Genomic DNA, 14,379 nt, shown 5'->3' on the forward strand with positions numbered 1-14,379 from the left:
CTACTTCTGAGGGCTCGCCCCCACCATCCGCAGCACGAGGTCGGCGTACAGCGCGCCGACCTCGTCCGGCGTCCGGCGGCCCGCGACGTTGAACCAGCGGGCGACGTCGATGCACAGCGACAGCACGGCGAGCGTCGTGCCGGGCACGTCGGGGACGTCGAACTCGCCCGCGCGCACCCCGTCGTTGATGATCTCGCGCACCGCGGCGTCGGACTGGCGGCGCAGGGCCACGATCTCGGTGCGGTGCTCCTCGCCGAGCGCGTCCAGCTCGTACTGCACGACCCGGGCGGTCGTGTGGTGCCCGGCGTGCCAGCGGACGAAGGAGCGTACGGCGGCGGAGAGCCGCTCGGCCGCGGTGCCGTCGCTGTCGGCGGCCGTGCGCAGGATGGTGAGCGCCTTGTCGTGGCCCAGCCTGCTGATGCGGTGAAGGAGCTCTTCCTTCGTCTTGTAGTGGATGTAGAGCGCGGCGGGGCTCATGCCCGCGCGGCCGGCGATGTCCCGTGTCGTCGTCGCGTGATAGCCGCGCTCGGCGAAGGCCCCGACCGCCGCGACGAGCAGCCGCCTCGCCGCGTCGGGACTGACCTCGGCCCACGGCTGTTCCTCGCCGAGGGTCTCCTGCGCCGCACCCATGCGCGCTCCTTCCACCGTTCAGGACAGACACCCTACCCTGAAGGTGAGCAAGCGCTTAGGCAAGTGGGCGGTCGCCCGGGCGGGGGCGCGCGGGCCTGAATCAGCGCCTCAGAACGCGGACACGCCCGTCAGGGCCCGCCCGATGACCAGCTTCTGGATCTGGCTGGTGCCTTCGTAGAGGGTCATCACGCGGGCGTCGCGCAGCAGTTTGCCGACCGGGTACTCGTCGATGTAGCCGTAGCCGCCGAAGACCTGGAGGGCGTTGTTCGCGGCGCGCACCGCGGCCTCCGACGCGAACAGCTTGGCCTTCGAGGACTCGGTGGCGAAGGGCTGCCCCCGGTCGACTAGGTCGGCGACCCGCCAGGTGAGCAGCCGGGCCGCGTCGACGTCCACCGCGATGTCGCTGATCAGCTCCTGCACGAGCTGGTGGCGGGCGATGCTCTTGCCGAACTGCTCGCGCTCGCCCGCGTACGCGACCGCCGCGTCGAGGGCCGCCCGGGCGATGCCCACGCATCCGGCGGCCACCGACATCCGCCCCTTGGCCAGGGCCGACATGGCGACCGAGAACCCCTTGCCCTCGGGCGCCAGCATCGCGTCCGCCGGGACCCGTACGTCCTCGAGGACCAGCTCGGCGGTGGCCTGGCCGCGCAGGCCGAGCTTGCCGTGGACGGGGCGGCGGGTCAGGCCGGGGGTGTCGGTGGGCAACAGAAAGGCGGAGACGCCCTTGTGGCCGGGGGTGTCGTTGGTGCGCGCGAACAGGAGCACCACATCCGCCCAGGTCCCGTTGGTGATGAACATCTTGGACCCGTTCACGACGTACGCGTCCCCGTCACGAACGGCCCGGGTGGCCAGATTCCCCGCGTCGGATCCGGTGCCGGGCTCGGTCAGGCCGAAGCAGCCAACATACTCGCCGGAGGTCAGCCCCGGCAGCCAGCGCCGCTTCTGCTCCTCGCTCCCCCAGGCCGCGACGGACTTCGCCACCAGGCCGAGCGAGACCGACACGATGCCGCGCACCGAGGAGTCGCCGCGTCCCAGCTCCTCCGTCACCAGGCAGTACGCCAGGTGGTCGCCGCCCGAGCCGCCGTACTCCTCGTCGATCGTCAGCCCCAGGAAGCCGACCTCGCCGAGGCGTCGCACGATCGACTTGTCGACGCTCTCCGCACGGTCCCAGGCGGTCACGTGCGGGGAGATCTCGCGCGCGACGAAGTCCTCGGCGAGCCGCCGGACGGCCTCCTGCTCCTCGCTGAGCTCCAGGTTCATCGCGGCACCCCACACTCTTCCGCCCGCTGCTCCGGACTTAAATTAGCACTGCTAGTTTCTGTTGGCAGCCCTACTATGTGCCGCATGGCCCGACCGCGCAAGCCCCTCCTCAGTCGAGATCGCATCGTGGACGCGGCGCGCGCCCTCGTGGACGCGGAGGGCCTCGCGGCGCTCTCCACCCGTCGGCTCGCCGCCGAGCTGGGGGTCAGCGGGCCCTCGCTCTACAACCACTTCCGCACCAAGGACCAGATCCTGGAGGCCGTCGCGGACTCGGTGAGCGCGCAGGTCGATCTGTCGATGTTCGAGGACGGCCGCGACTGGCGCACCGCGCTGCACGACTGGGCCGTCTCCTACCGCGCCGCCCTCACGCTGCACCCGAACATCGTGCCCGTCCTGGCCCGCGGTCCCGGGCGGCGTCCTGCCGGGCTGCGGCTCGCCGACGTGATGTTCGGCGCCATGGTCGACGCGGGGTGGCCGCCGGCCCAGGCCACGTCGATCGGCGCGCTGATGCGGTACTTCATCATGGGGTCCGCCCTCGGCTCCTTCGCCGGCGGCTTCGTCGACGACGAGACGGCGTACGACCCCGCCGACTATCCCCACCTGGGGCAGGCCCACCTCCTCGCCGAGCACCAGCAGCTCGTGGACGAGAGGGCCTTCGAGGCGGGGCTGCGGGCGCTGTTGGACGGCTTGGCCGTCCAGTACGAGCGCCTGCCGGCGGGGCGGGCGGGGTGAGGGGTCACCGCCACGGGGGCTCCGCCCCCGAACCCCCGCTCCTTAGAAATAGCCCGTCCGGCGATTGAGGACGAGCCGCGCAGCGGCGATACGGGGGTCCGGGGGCGGAGCCCCCGGCAGGGCCCCTCAGAACACCACCAGCGCTCGCCCGCCCTTCCCCGCCAGCATGTTCTCGAATGCTGCCGGGATGCCGTCGAGGGCGATGCGGTCGGTCACGAGACCGGTGAGGTCGAGGCGGCCCGCCCGGATGTGGGCGGCGAGTACGGGGAGGTCGACGGCCGGGTCGGAGTTGCCGTAGACGCAGCCGGACAGGGTGCGGCCCCAGTGGAAGATCTCCAGGGCGTTGAAGGTGACCTGCTGATCCTTGCCGCCGATGCCGACGACCGTGGTGCGCCCACCGCGCCGGGTGGACTCCCAGGCCGCGCGGATGGTCACCGCGCGGCCCACGCACTCCACGGCCACGTCGACGCCGTGACCGCCTGTCAGTTTCCGGATGTCCTTGGCGGTGGTCTCGGACGCGACCACGTACTCCGTGGCCCCGGCCGCACGCGCCAGCCCCTCCTTCTCCGCGGACACGTCGACCGCGACGACCCGCGCCGCCCCGGCGATCCGGGCGGCCTGGAGCGTGGCCAGGCCCACTCCGCCGACGCCGAACACGGCCACCGTCTCACCCTCGCGGACACGCGCCGAGTGGTGCACGGCCCCGTACCCGGTCAGGACCGCGCAGCCGAGCAGCGCCGCGTCGGTGAGCGGGATACCGTCGGGCACCGGAAGGACGCAGTTCGCCGCCACCACCGTCTCCTCCGCGAACGCGGCGACGTTCAGGCCGGGGTGCAGCCCGGTGCCGTCGGCCCGCCGCGCGTACACCTCGCCCGCGCCCGCGAGGGCGCTGCCGCACAGCCACACCTCGCCGAGCCCGCAGGCGTGGCAACTCCCGCAGGACGGCGCCCAGTTCAGGACCACGCCGGCGCCGGGGGCGACATGGGTGACGCCCTCCCCCACGGACACCACGGTGCCAGCGCCCTCGTGCCCGAGCACCGCCGGTACGGGCACCCGCATCGTGCCGTTGGTCAGGGACAGGTCGGAGTGGCACACCCCGGCGGCGGCCAGGCGCACCCGCACCTGGCCGGGGCCCGGCTCGGGCAGGTCGATCTCGGCGATCTCCAGGGGAGCACCGACGGCGGGCAGGACGGCGGCGCGGACGCGGACCACGATGGCGTACTCCTCAATGACCTTTGGCGGGGCCTCGACAATGACCTTTGGTGGGGCCTCGATGGCCTTGGAGACTGTCTTAGAACTGCAGCGACTTGGTCTGGAGATACTCCGCGAGACCGTGCGCGCCCAGCTCCCGGCCCACGCCGGACTGCTTGTAACCGCCGAACGGCGCCAGGGGGTTGAAGCTGCCGCCGTTGATGTCGACCTGCCCGGTCTGCAGCCGGCGGGCGAACGCCACGGCCTCCGCGTCGTCGCCGGCCCACACCGCGCCCGCGAGGCCGTACACCGTGCCGTTGGCGATGGTCTCGGCGTCGGCCTCGTCCTCGTACCGGATGAGGGAGACGACCGGGCCGAAGATCTCCTCCTGGGCGATGGTCATGCCGGGGGTGACGTCGGCGAAGACGGTGGGGCTGACGAAGTAGCCCTGCTCGCGCGGTGCTTCGGGCCCGCCCGCGACGAGGCGCGCGCCCTCCTCGACACCGCGCTCGATGTAGCCGCGGACGCGGGCCTGCTGCTTGGCGCTGACGACGGGGCCGATGCGGTCGCCGTACTTGGCGGCCGCCTTGCGGGCAAGGTCCACCGCCTCCTCGTACCGCGAGGTGTGCACCAGCATCCGGGTCCAGGCGCTGCACGTCTGGCCGGAGTTGGCCATGACGTTCGCGACGCCGACGTTCACGGCCTTCGCGAGGTCGGCGCTCGGCAGGATGACGTTGGCGGACTTGCCGCCGAGTTCGAGGGCGACGCGCTTGACGGCCGCGCCCGCGGTCGCGCCGATCTGCTTGCCAACGGCCGTGGAGCCGGTGAACGAGACCAGGTCGACGTCGTCGTGCGCGGCGAGGGCCTGGCCCGCGACCGGGCCGAGGCCGGTGACGAGGTTGAACACGCCCGCGGGCAGGCCCGCTTCGTGCACGATCTCCGTGAAGAGCTGGGCCGTCAGCGGGGTGTCCTCGGCGGGCTTGAGGACCACCGTGCAGCCCGCGGCGAGGGCGGGGGCGACCTTGGCGACGATCTGGTGCAGCGGGTAGTTCCACGGCGTGATCGCGCCGACCACGCCGACGGGCTCGGCGTAGACCGTGGAGTTGCCGACCTTCTCCTCGAAGGGGTACGTGGCCGCGAGGTCCGCGTAGGAACCGGCGACCATGATCGGGACGCCCGCGTGCACGGCCTCCGAGAAGGGGAGCGGGGCGCCCAGTTCGGCGGTGACGGTCGCGGCGATCTCGTCCTTGCGGGCGACCAGGCCGTCGCGGACGGCGCCGATCCTCGCCGCGCGTTCCGCGGGCGGGGTCGCCGACCAGGCGGGGAGGGCGGCGCGGGCCGCGCGTACGGCGGCGTCCACGTCCTCCGCGGTGCCCGCCGGTACGTGGGCGACGACCTCTTCGTCCGCCGGGTTCACGACGGGGATCGTGTCCCCCGTCGCGGCGGGGCGCCACGCGCCCGCGATGTACATCCCGTCGTGGGCCTTCATCCCATTCCTCCCCAACGTGACCTGGCGGCGGTGCGCGCCCGGCGGTGCTCGTCGTGCTCCCGTGCGCACCCAAACTAGCGCCGTTAGTTTTTCTCCGCCAGGGCCCTCTCGGCGGGCGAGGATGGCCCGCCCTCGGGGGCGTCGCGTCGCAGGCCCAGACCCGCCGCGGCCAGGAGCAGCACACCCAGCATGACGAAGGGCGCCCCCACCCCCGCCACCCCGGCGATCGCCCCGGCCCCGGCGGGCGCCGCCACCTGCCCGAGCCGGTTCCCGGTGAGCCGCAGCGCCAGCGCCGTGGACCGCGCCGCCGCGGGCGCCGCCCGCACGACGGTCGTCATGGACAGCGGCTGGCCGACGCCGAGGCAGAAGCCGAGCAGCGCGAGCATGACGGCGAGCGCCCACACGGGCACCGGCAGCGCCACCCCGGCGCACAGCACCCCGCCCAGCAGACACGTGACGGCGATGAGCGCACGCCGTCCAAGGACCCGCAGGAGCGGTGTCATCACCAGACGGCAGGCGATCGTGGCGCCCGCCCGCAGACTCAGCAGCACCCCGACGGTCGCGGGCGCGATGCCCCGGTGCTCGCCGACGACCGGCAGGTACGCGGTGAGGATGTCCGTCGCGGAGAGCACGGCGAGGCTGATGAAGATGCCCGCGGGCACGCCCCGCGCCCGCAGGATCCCGAGCACGGGAACCTTGGCGGCCCGCTCCACCGCCGCCCCGGCCCCGGCTTCGGCTTCGGCTTCGGCTTCGGCTTCGGGAGACCGCGGCGCCGGCGCCCCGCCCACGTACTCGATCCGCCACAGCGAGGTGACCGCGGCCGCGGCGACGGCGGACGAGACCACCAGCGCCAGCGCGCTGCTGCGGTCCATGTCGGGGCCGATGAGGGCGCCCGCGGCGATGGGTCCCACGAGCTGGCCGAGGGACGCGCCGATGGTGAAGTGGCCGAAGTTCCGGTCCTGTTCGGCCGGGGCGGACTGCCGGGCCACGATCGACTGGGCGCCGATGACGAAGCAGAGGTGGCCGAGCCCCATGACGCCGCTCCAGGCGGCGAGCGCGCCGAGCGAGGTCGCCGTGCCGCCGAGCGCGCACCCGCCCGCGATGAGCGCGACGCCGACGGGCAGCAGCGGCGCGCACCGCCCGTGGTCGGTGCGGCGGGAGGGTCGGTGCGGCGGCCGAGCGGCACGGCGGCGAAGAGGGGGAGCAGCGCGTACACGCCCGCGATGACGCCGATCGCGCGTTCGTCGGCGCCCAGGGACAGGGCCCGGTAGGAGACGGCGGGCCGCGCCATCGACACCGCCCCCTGCGCGAAGCTGAAGGCGATGACGAGACGCAGCAGCCAGCACCGGCCGGTCGGCCGGGGCCCGCCACCGCGTCCGTACCGCATCAGATGATGCCGAAGAGGATCCCGGCGCCGAGCACCACCAGCGAGGTGAGCACGGCCCACTTGACGGTGAACCGGGTGTGGTCGCCGAACTCGACCTTGGCCATGCCCACGAGGACGTACACGGCGGGCACGAGCGGGCTCGACATGTGCAGGGCCTGGCCCGCGATGGAGGCGCGGGCGATCTCCAGCGAGGAGACGCCGTGGGCCTGGCCCGCCTCGGCGAGGACCGGCAGGACGCCGAAGTAGAAGCCGTCGTTGGACATGAAGTAGGTGAGCGGGATCGAGAGGAGGCCCGTCACCAGGCCCATCTGGCCGCCCATGCCGTCCGGGATGGTGCCGACGAGCCAGTCGGCCATGTGGTCGACCATGCCGGTGCCGGTGAGCACGCCGGTGAAGACGGCGGCGGCGAAGACCATGCCGGTGACGTTGAGTACGTTCTCGGCGTGGGCGGCGATGCGGGCCTTCTGGTCGGGCATGTGCGGGAAGTTGACCGTGAGGGCGAGGGCCGCGCCGAGCAGGAACAGGACCGGGATCGGCAGCCACTCCATGATCATGGCGGTGAGGAGGAGGACCGTAAGCGCCGCGTTGAACCAGTAGAGCTTGGGCCGCAGGGTGGGGCGGTCGGGGTCGAGCCCCTGGAAGCCGTCGTCGTCATCGGATTCGGCGTCCGCCTCGGCCGGACGGGAGGCGTCGGCACCCGCACCCGGACCACCGGAGGAGCCCGGACCGGCGCCCGCGGAGGCGGAGTTGCCGCCCTTGGTGAAGCTGACACGCCCGGCGGCCGCCTCGCCGCCCGCCCCCACGAGCACCGGCTCACCGGCCCGCGTCTCGGTCTCGAGCACCTCGTCGAGCGACAGCACCCCGAGCCGCCTGCGCTCGCGCAGACCGAGTGCGTACGACAGGACGAAGACGGCGACGAGGCCGCAGGCGAGCGCCGGGATCATGGGGACGAAGATGTCGGCGGCGTCGACCTTGAGCGCGGTGGCCGCGCGGGCCGTGGGGCCGCCCCAGGGCAGCGTGTTCATCACGCCGTTGGCGGTGGCGGCGACGCCGGTCATCACGACGAGGCTCATCTTCAGCCGCTTGTACAGCGGATACATCGCCGAGACCGTGATCATGAAGGTGGTGGAGCCGTCGCCGTCCAGCGAGACGATCGCGGCGAGCACCGCCGTGCCGACGACGATCCGCATCGGGTCCGCCTTGCAGAAGCGCAGGATGCCGCGGACGATCGGGTCGAACAGGCCGACATCGATCATGACGCCGAAGTACACGATGGCGAACATGAGCATGGCGGCCGTGGGCGCGAGATTGCCGACGCCGTCGAGGACGTAGTCCCCGAGGTGGGCGCCCTTTCCTACGAAGACGCAGAACAGCGCGGGGATGAGCACCAGTGCCGCGATCGGCGACATCTTCTTCATCATGATCAGCACCAGGAACGTGGCGATCATGACGAATCCGAGGATTGTCAGCATGGGGGCTACCTATCGTTCACCATCGAACTACCACCAGGTCTGGCGGTTCGGATGAACGTAGGACTCGCCATGGAGCGTTAACAAGATGTTGACGTCCGAGCAATAAGCGCAAAACTCCAGGTCAGCGCGTTTGCGCTAGGGGCGGCGAGGTCAGCGGGGTGAGGGCCACCGGGAAGCCGTTGAGCACGGCGGTGCCGGAGAGCGGGTCGAGGAGCGTGCCGTCCAGGAGCTGATTGACGTTGGCGCCCGGGTCGGCGCCCGCCACGGTCAGGCGGGTGCCGGGCCGGTCGTGGCCCCAGCCGTGCGGCAGGCTGACGACGCCAGGGCGCACGGCGTCGGTGACCTCGACGGGGACGGCGATCTCGCCGCCGGCGGCGCTCACGCGCGCGTGGGCGCCGTCTTCGAGCCCGAGCCGGACGGCGTCCTCCGGGTGGACGTGCAGGGTGCAGCGGTTGGAGCCGCCCATGAGGGCGGGGACGTTGTGCATCCAGCTGTTGTTGGAGCGCAGATGGCGGCGGCCCACCAGGACGAGCGCGGCGGCCGGGTCGGCGTCCAGAGACCGGGCCAGCCGCGGCAGGTCCGCCGCGATCGGTTCCGGCAGCAGCTCGACGCGGCCGCTGCGGGTCTTGAGGAGCTGCGGGATGCGCGGGCCGAGGGGGCCGAGGTCGATGCCGTGCGGGTGGTCGAGGAGGCTCCGGAGGCCGAGTCCGTCGGGGTCGGCGCCGAATCCGTCGCCGTACGGGCCGAGGCGCAGCATCATGTCCAGGCGCCGCTCGGGGCCGTTCTCGCCGGTGAGGAGCCCCGCGAGTTCCTTGGGGTCGCGGCCGTGCACGCGCGCGTGCGGCTCGGTGACGGCCTTGCCGAGCGTCCGGTCGATCGCGAGGTCGTCGACGGCCTCCGGGTCCGCCCCGTGCATGCCCGTCGCGGCCAGCACCAGCCGGGCCAGGATCTCCGTCTCCGCCATCCGCCCCTCCTCCAGGGGGACCGCGGGGCGGGTGTAGCGGACCTGGTTGCGGACGGCGAAGGCGTTGAAGGCGAAGTCGTGGTGGGCGCTCTGGGAGGGCGGGGGCGGCGGCAGGACGACGTGCGCGTGGCGTGAGGTCTCGTTCAGGTACGGATCCACGCTGACCATGAAGTCCAGGGAGGACAGCGCCTTGTCGAGGCGGTCGCCGTCGGGGGCGGACAGGACGGGGTTGGTGGCGACGGCGACGACGGCGCGGACGGGGCTCGCGCCGAGACCTCCGTCGTCCGCGCGGGGCGGCGTGTCGATCTCCTCCGCGAGGGCGGCGATCGGCAGCTCGCCCTTCGCCTCCGGGTGCCCGCTCGCCCGGCTGCGCCAGCGCCCCAGGGCGAACCCCTTGCCGGGGCCCGCGGGCCGCGGGGCCCGGTCCGTGGCGGCGAGCGGGAACATCGCGCCGCCGGGCCGGTCGAGGTTGCCGGTGAGGACGTTCAGTACGTCGACGAGCCAGCAGGTGAGGGTGCCGAACGCGACGGTGCTCGCGCCGACGCGTCCGTACACGGCGGCGGTGGGCGCGGCGGCCAGCTCACGGGCGAGCTCGCGGATGGTGGCGGCGGGCACGTCGCAGGCCGCGGCGACGGCTTCGGGGGTGAAGTCCCGTACGGCGTCGGCGACTTGCCCGACCCCCGTGACGTGCTCGGCGAGCCCGCCCAGCGCGACGAGGCCGTCCGCGAACAGGACCTGGGCCATCGCCGCGAGCAGCAGCGCGTCCGTGCCGGGCCGGATCGCCACGTGCCGGTCGGCCAGCTTCGCGGTGCGGGTGCGGCGCGGGTCGACGACGGTGAGCGTCCCGCCGCGGGCGCGCAGCGCCTTCAGCCTGCCGGGGAAGTCGGGCGCGGTGCACAGGCTGCCGTTGGAGTCCAGGGGGTTGGCGCCGAGCATCAGCAGATGGTCCGTACGGTCCAGGTCCGGTACGGGGATGGCGAGCGCGTCGCCGAAGAGCAGGCCGCTGGAGACGTGCTTGGGCATCTGGTCGACGGTGCTGGCGGTGAACAGGCTGCGGGTGCCGAGCCCGGCGAGCAGCAGCGGCGGATAGAGGGCGCCCGCCATGGTGTGCACGTTCGGGTTGCCGAGCACCACGCCCACGGCGTGCGGCCCGTACCGCTCGACCACCGGCCGGATGCCCGCCGCGACGGCGTCGAACGCCTCCTCCCAACTGGCCTCCTCCAGCGTCCCGTTCTTGCGTACGAGAGGTCGCCGCAGCCGGTCCGGATCGCCGTCGGCCGCCCCGAAGGAGGCGCCCTTGGGGCAGATGAACCCGTGGCTGAACACGTCGTCCTTGTCTCCGCGCACCCCGGTCACCCGGGGGCCTTCGACGGTGAGGGTGAGTCCGCAGGTGGCTTCGCAGAGGGGGCAGATGCGCAGGGCGGTGCGGGGCATGGGGGCCTCCAGGGCGGCAGCGGCGGCGCAGACGGGTCGAGCATACCGACCGGTATGCACGCTGGCGAGGGAGCAGCGGGGGGAACAGCGGGGGCGCCCGCTGGGGAGCCCTCTCAGTCCAGCGTCCGCGCCAGATAGGCCCGCAGCAGCACCCGGATCTCCGCGACGACCGCCTCGTCCCCCGCCGGGTCGATGCGGAAGGCCAGGCGGAACAGCGCGTCGGCGGTCTCGACGGCGACCAGGAACGTGCGCCGCAGGGCCGGGTCGGGGGTGCGGTCGAGGTAGGCGGAGAGCAGGTCGGTGAGGCGGTCGGCGACGCGGTGGTTGGGGGCGGCCCCGGGGTCGCCGACGGGGATCTGGGTGCCGAAGTCGACCAGGGAGAAGCCGGGGGCGGTGCGTTTCATGGCGAGGTACTCGTCGAGCAGCACGTCGAGGGCCGTGCGCCAGCCGGCCGACCCGGCCGCCGCGAGCCTGCGGGTGACCCGTTCGGCATAGCGCTCCAGGTTGCGCTGGGCCAGCGCGTCGACCAGGGCGCGCTTGTTGCCGAAGAAGCGGTAGACGGAGCCGATGGGCACGCCCGCGCGCTCCGCGACAAGGCGGGTGGTCAGGTCCTCGTAGCCCGTCTCGTCGAGGAGGTCCGCGCAGGCGTCGAGGATGCGGGTGAGGCGCTGGGCGCTGCGGCGCTGGACGGGGGCCCGGCGCAGGGCCGCGGGGGCGGGCGCGGGCGCGGCTGCGGGCGGGGACTCGGGGGCACGCCGTTCGGCCATCCCGGGAGATTCGGCCATCCCGGGAGAGTAGAGCACCGTTCCCATGTGATCGATCCTCTTGCGCGAGGAAATCGCGAATCCTACGGTGTTCCATAGGAATCAGGAGTCGGGGATCAGGGATCCCCGGCCGGGGAGCCGAGGAGCTGTCATGAGCGGGGACCACCCCAGGGACGACGCACGCAAGACCGCCGAGGGGCTGAGCCACCTCTCCGGATTCGGCAACGAACACAGCTCGGAGGCCGTGCCCGGCGCCCTGCCGCACGGCCGCAACTCGCCCCAGCGCGCCCCCCTCGGGCTGTACGCGGAACAGCTCAGCGGCAGCGCGTTCACCGAGCCGCGCGCCCACAACCGCCGCTCCTGGCTGTATCGCATCCGCCCCTCGGCCGCCCACCCGGCGTTCACGCGGATCGACAACGGCGCGATCCGCACGGCCCCCTTCACCGAGACCGTCCCGGACCCCAACCGGCTGCGCTGGAACCCGCTGCCGGAGCCCGCGCCCGGCACGGACTGGCTGGCCGGCCTGTGGACGCTCGGCGGCAACGGCGACGCCACCCAGCGCACGGGCATGGCGGTGCACCTCTACCACGCCAACTCCTCCATGAGCGACCGCGTGTTCAGCGACGCCGACGGCGAACTGCTCATCGTGCCCGAGCACGGCGGCCTGCTGCTGCGCACGGAGTTCGGCCTGCTGAGCGCCGAGCCCGGCCACGTCGCCCTGATCCCGCGCGGCGTCCGCTTCCGCGTGGAACTGCTCGACGCGAGTGCCCGGGGGTACGTCTGCGAGAACTACGGCGCGCCCTTCCAGCTCCCCGACCTCGGCCCGATCGGCGCCAACGGCCTCGCGAACGCCCGGGACTTCAAGGCCCCGGTGGCGGCGTACGAGGACGATTCAGACGCCGCGGGCCCGGTCCAGGTGGTCAACAAGTTCTGCGGCAACCTCTGGTCGGCCACGTACGGCCACTCCCCGCTCGACGTCGTGGCCTGGCACGGCAACCACGTCCCGTACGTGTACGACCTGCACCGCTTCAACGTCATCGGCAGCATCAGCTACGACCACCCGGACCCGTCGATCTTCACGGTGCTCACCTCGCCGTCGGACACCCCGGGCCTCGCGGGCGTCGACTTCGTCGTGTTCGCGCCGCGCTGGCTGGTGGGCGAGGACACCTTCCGGCCGCCGTACTTCCACCGGAACGTGATGAGCGAGTACATGGGCCTCATCGAGGGCGCGTACGACGCCAAGACTGCTGGAAAGGGGGGCTTTGTTCCGGGCGGCGGCTCCCTGCACAACATGATGTCGGCGCACGGACCCGACCGTGAGACCTTCGAGCGGGCCAGCGCCGCCGAGCTGAAGCCGCAGAAGATCGACGACGGGCTTGCCTTCATGTTCGAGACGCGCTGGCCCGTCACGGCCACCGAGCAGGCGGCGACGGCGGACCACCTGCAGCGCGCCTACGACGACGTGTGGCAGGGTCTGGAGCGTCATTTCCGGCCGTAGTTCCACCACTTCCGGCCGCCGTCCGCGTCCTCACGGAAGTACGGAGTTCCACGTGACCGCTTTCGCCCCGGACTCGATCGTCCTGAACCGAAAGCTGCCGCTCTGGTATCAGGTCTCGCAGTCGCTGCGCGCCTCGATACTCGGCCGGACGCCGGATGCCCCGCTGCGCCTGCCCACCGAGGAGCAGCTGGCGGGGCACTACGGCGTCAGCGTGCTGACCATGCGGCAGGCCCTCAAGGAGCTGGAGGACGAGGGCCTGATCACCCGGCACCGGCGGCGCGGCACGTTCATCGAGCCGGGGGCGCAGCGCGGCTCACCGGTGCGGCTGCTCGGCTCGGTGGACGCCATCGTGGCGCAGCAGTCCGGCATGGACACCAAGCTCCTGTCCCACGGGCAGGAGCCGGTGCCCGCCGAACTCGCCGAGTACTTCCCGGACGTGGACCACGTGGCGACGTACCACCGACTGCGCAGCGACACCAAGACCGGCGAGCCCACCAACCACGCCCGCAACCACATCCGCCCCGACCTCGCCGACCGCGTCGACCCCGCCGACCTGGAGCGCTGGCCGATGACGAAGGTGCTGCGGGACGTGGTGGGCGTGGCCATCTCCCGGATCACCGACACCGTCGAGGCCCGCCTCGCCGACCCGGAGACCGCCCGCCTCCTCCAAGTGCCGCTGCTGAGCCCGATCCTGCACTACACGGGGATCACGTACGACGAGCAGGGGCGGGCGCTGGACGTGGCGCGGATCCACTACCGCGGGGACCGGTTCTCGTTCACCGTCACCCTGGACGCGACCTGATGGCCGCCTCCAGGACCGTCGTACGATGCCGGGCGTGACGCACGACGAAGCGCCGCTGCTCGCGGATCTCATGCCGTGGTCCGTCGCGCCTCTCAGGCCCGGGCGCGGGTGGCCGATGGCGCCGGACGCCGCGTCCCTGAAGGCCCGCTGGAACGCCTTCGTGCGCGCCGACGCGGCCGAGCGCGAGGTGTTGCTGCGGCCCACGCGGTCCCGGACCCTGCACACCGCCGTCGCGCAGCTGCCGGGCCACGACGTCGCCACCGTCCGGCTCGCGCGCGAGACGGGGCCGTGCCCCGAGCCCGTCCGCGTCCTGCACGGGCCCTTCGACGAGCAGTGGCTGATCCCCGACCACCGGCTCATCGACGTCGCCCGGCCCGAGCTGTGGCGCGTCCTCGGCGACGGGCAGCTCTTCCTCACCGAGCAGGGGTACGTCGCCGACCCCGGCGCGGGGCCCGCGGTCCTCGCGTCCGCGGTGCTCCCCGACGGCCGCTCGCCCGCCGGGCGGCCGGGCCGGATCCGCCCGCTGTTCCGGCGGCCCGGCGGGGCCGCGGCCCGGCGGGGCCGAACCCAATCTGGCGCCGGGGCTGTTGGGGTATCTCACGCGGTCGTACGGCGCCGAGGTCGCCGCCGAGGACGTGCTCGCGTGGGTCCTGGCCGCGGCGCGGGCCTCGGCGGCGGGGTGCGTGGTGCCGCTGCCCGCCGACGGCCGGGTGTGGGCGCGGGGCGTGGCGGCCGGGCGGCGGCTGCGGTGGCTGC

Annotated in this window: 10 protein-coding genes and 2 pseudogenes; 4 read left to right on the forward strand and 8 right to left on the reverse strand. The window is 73.2% G+C overall.

What is annotated here, in order from left to right; all coding sequences use genetic code 11:
- Both STRAU_RS21825 and STRAU_RS21830 read right to left on the reverse strand, forming a co-directional pair.
- Complete coding sequence (locus STRAU_RS21825) at positions 1-630, reverse strand: TetR/AcrR family transcriptional regulator (RefSeq protein ID WP_016642545.1); 630 nt, start codon at positions 628-630, stop codon at positions 1-3.
- Between the two features lie 108 nt (positions 631-738).
- Entirely contained in the window at positions 739-1,890 is a 1,152-nt protein-coding gene (locus STRAU_RS21830; RefSeq protein WP_037661013.1) for an acyl-CoA dehydrogenase family protein, read from the reverse strand.
- A gap of 84 nt (positions 1,891-1,974) precedes the next feature.
- Here STRAU_RS21830 and STRAU_RS21835 point away from each other — a divergent pair, with 84 nt between their 5' ends.
- Positions 1,975-2,622 carry a TetR/AcrR family transcriptional regulator gene (locus tag STRAU_RS21835; protein ID WP_037661015.1) on the forward strand — a complete coding sequence of 216 codons (648 nt, stop codon included), beginning with the start codon at positions 1,975-1,977 and terminating at the stop codon, positions 2,620-2,622.
- Positions 2,623-2,748: 126 nt separating this feature from the next.
- Here the strand turns inward: STRAU_RS21835 and STRAU_RS21840 are convergent, their stop codons facing one another.
- The 6 genes and pseudogenes from STRAU_RS21840 to STRAU_RS21865 all read right to left on the reverse strand — a co-directional run bounded on the left by STRAU_RS21840 (position 2,749) and on the right by STRAU_RS21865 (position 11,326).
- Positions 2,749-3,834 carry a zinc-binding dehydrogenase gene (locus STRAU_RS21840; RefSeq protein ID WP_016642548.1) on the reverse strand — a complete coding sequence of 362 codons (1,086 nt, stop codon included), beginning with the start codon at positions 3,832-3,834 and terminating at the stop codon, positions 2,749-2,751.
- A 79-nt stretch (positions 3,835-3,913) separates the two neighbouring features.
- Positions 3,914-5,302 (reverse strand): aldehyde dehydrogenase family protein, encoded by a 1,389-nt coding sequence (locus tag STRAU_RS21845; RefSeq protein ID WP_016642549.1) that lies wholly within the window; start codon positions 5,300-5,302, stop codon positions 3,914-3,916.
- Positions 5,303-5,385: 83 nt separating this feature from the next.
- Positions 5,386-6,689, reverse strand: a pseudogene (locus STRAU_RS21850) (MFS transporter).
- Positions 6,689-8,161 (reverse strand): CitMHS family transporter, encoded by a 1,473-nt coding sequence (locus STRAU_RS21855; RefSeq protein ID WP_016642551.1) that lies wholly within the window; start codon positions 8,159-8,161, stop codon positions 6,689-6,691. The pseudogene STRAU_RS21850 and the gene STRAU_RS21855 overlap by 1 nt, the downstream one beginning before the upstream one ends.
- Positions 8,162-8,282: 121 nt before the next feature.
- Entirely contained in the window at positions 8,283-10,559 is a 2,277-nt protein-coding gene (locus tag STRAU_RS21860; RefSeq protein WP_016642553.1) for a molybdopterin oxidoreductase family protein, read from the reverse strand.
- A 113-nt stretch (positions 10,560-10,672) separates the two neighbouring features.
- Positions 10,673-11,326, reverse strand: a complete 654-nt coding sequence (locus STRAU_RS21865; RefSeq protein ID WP_016642552.1) for a TetR/AcrR family transcriptional regulator — start codon at positions 11,324-11,326, stop codon at positions 10,673-10,675.
- Between the two features lie 148 nt (positions 11,327-11,474).
- Between STRAU_RS21865 and hmgA the strand changes: the two genes are divergently transcribed.
- From hmgA to STRAU_RS21880, 3 genes and pseudogenes are all read left to right on the forward strand, one after another.
- Positions 11,475-12,821 carry a homogentisate 1,2-dioxygenase gene (hmgA, locus tag STRAU_RS21870; RefSeq protein WP_016642554.1) on the forward strand — a complete coding sequence of 449 codons (1,347 nt, stop codon included), beginning with the start codon at positions 11,475-11,477 and terminating at the stop codon, positions 12,819-12,821.
- A gap of 52 nt (positions 12,822-12,873) precedes the next feature.
- On the forward strand, positions 12,874-13,623 hold the full coding sequence (locus STRAU_RS21875) for a GntR family transcriptional regulator (protein ID WP_016642555.1): 750 nt from the start codon (positions 12,874-12,876) through the stop codon (positions 13,621-13,623).
- Positions 13,624-13,648: 25 nt separating this feature from the next.
- Positions 13,649-14,379, forward strand: a pseudogene (locus STRAU_RS21880) (type ISP restriction/modification enzyme); the annotation flags it as partial.

The sequence above is a fragment of the Streptomyces aurantiacus JA 4570 genome, from assembly GCF_000414115.1.
Taxonomy (GTDB): Bacteria; Actinomycetota; Actinomycetes; order Streptomycetales; family Streptomycetaceae; genus Streptomyces; species Streptomyces aurantiacus_A.

What these genes read in the sequence shown, in the direction of transcription:
- STRAU_RS21825 (WP_016642545.1), bottom strand. Translation starts at nt 630, where the DNA reads ATGGGTGCGGCGCAGGAGACCCTCGGCGAGGAACAGCCGTGGGCCGAG.
- STRAU_RS21830 (WP_037661013.1), bottom strand. Translation starts at nt 1,890, where the DNA reads ATGAACCTGGAGCTCAGCGAGGAGCAGGAGGCCGTCCGGCGGCTCGCC.
- STRAU_RS21835 (WP_037661015.1), top strand. Translation starts at nt 1,975, where the DNA reads ATGGCCCGACCGCGCAAGCCCCTCCTCAGTCGAGATCGCATCGTGGAC.
- STRAU_RS21845 (WP_016642549.1), bottom strand. Translation starts at nt 5,302, where the DNA reads ATGAAGGCCCACGACGGGATGTACATCGCGGGCGCGTGGCGCCCCGCC.
- STRAU_RS21855 (WP_016642551.1), bottom strand. Translation starts at nt 8,161, where the DNA reads ATGCTGACAATCCTCGGATTCGTCATGATCGCCACGTTCCTGGTGCTG.
- STRAU_RS21860 (WP_016642553.1), bottom strand. Translation starts at nt 10,559, where the DNA reads ATGCCCCGCACCGCCCTGCGCATCTGCCCCCTCTGCGAAGCCACCTGC.
- STRAU_RS21865 (WP_016642552.1), bottom strand. Translation starts at nt 11,326, where the DNA reads ATGGCCGAACGGCGTGCCCCCGAGTCCCCGCCCGCAGCCGCGCCCGCG.
- hmgA (WP_016642554.1), top strand. Translation starts at nt 11,475, where the DNA reads ATGAGCGGGGACCACCCCAGGGACGACGCACGCAAGACCGCCGAGGGG.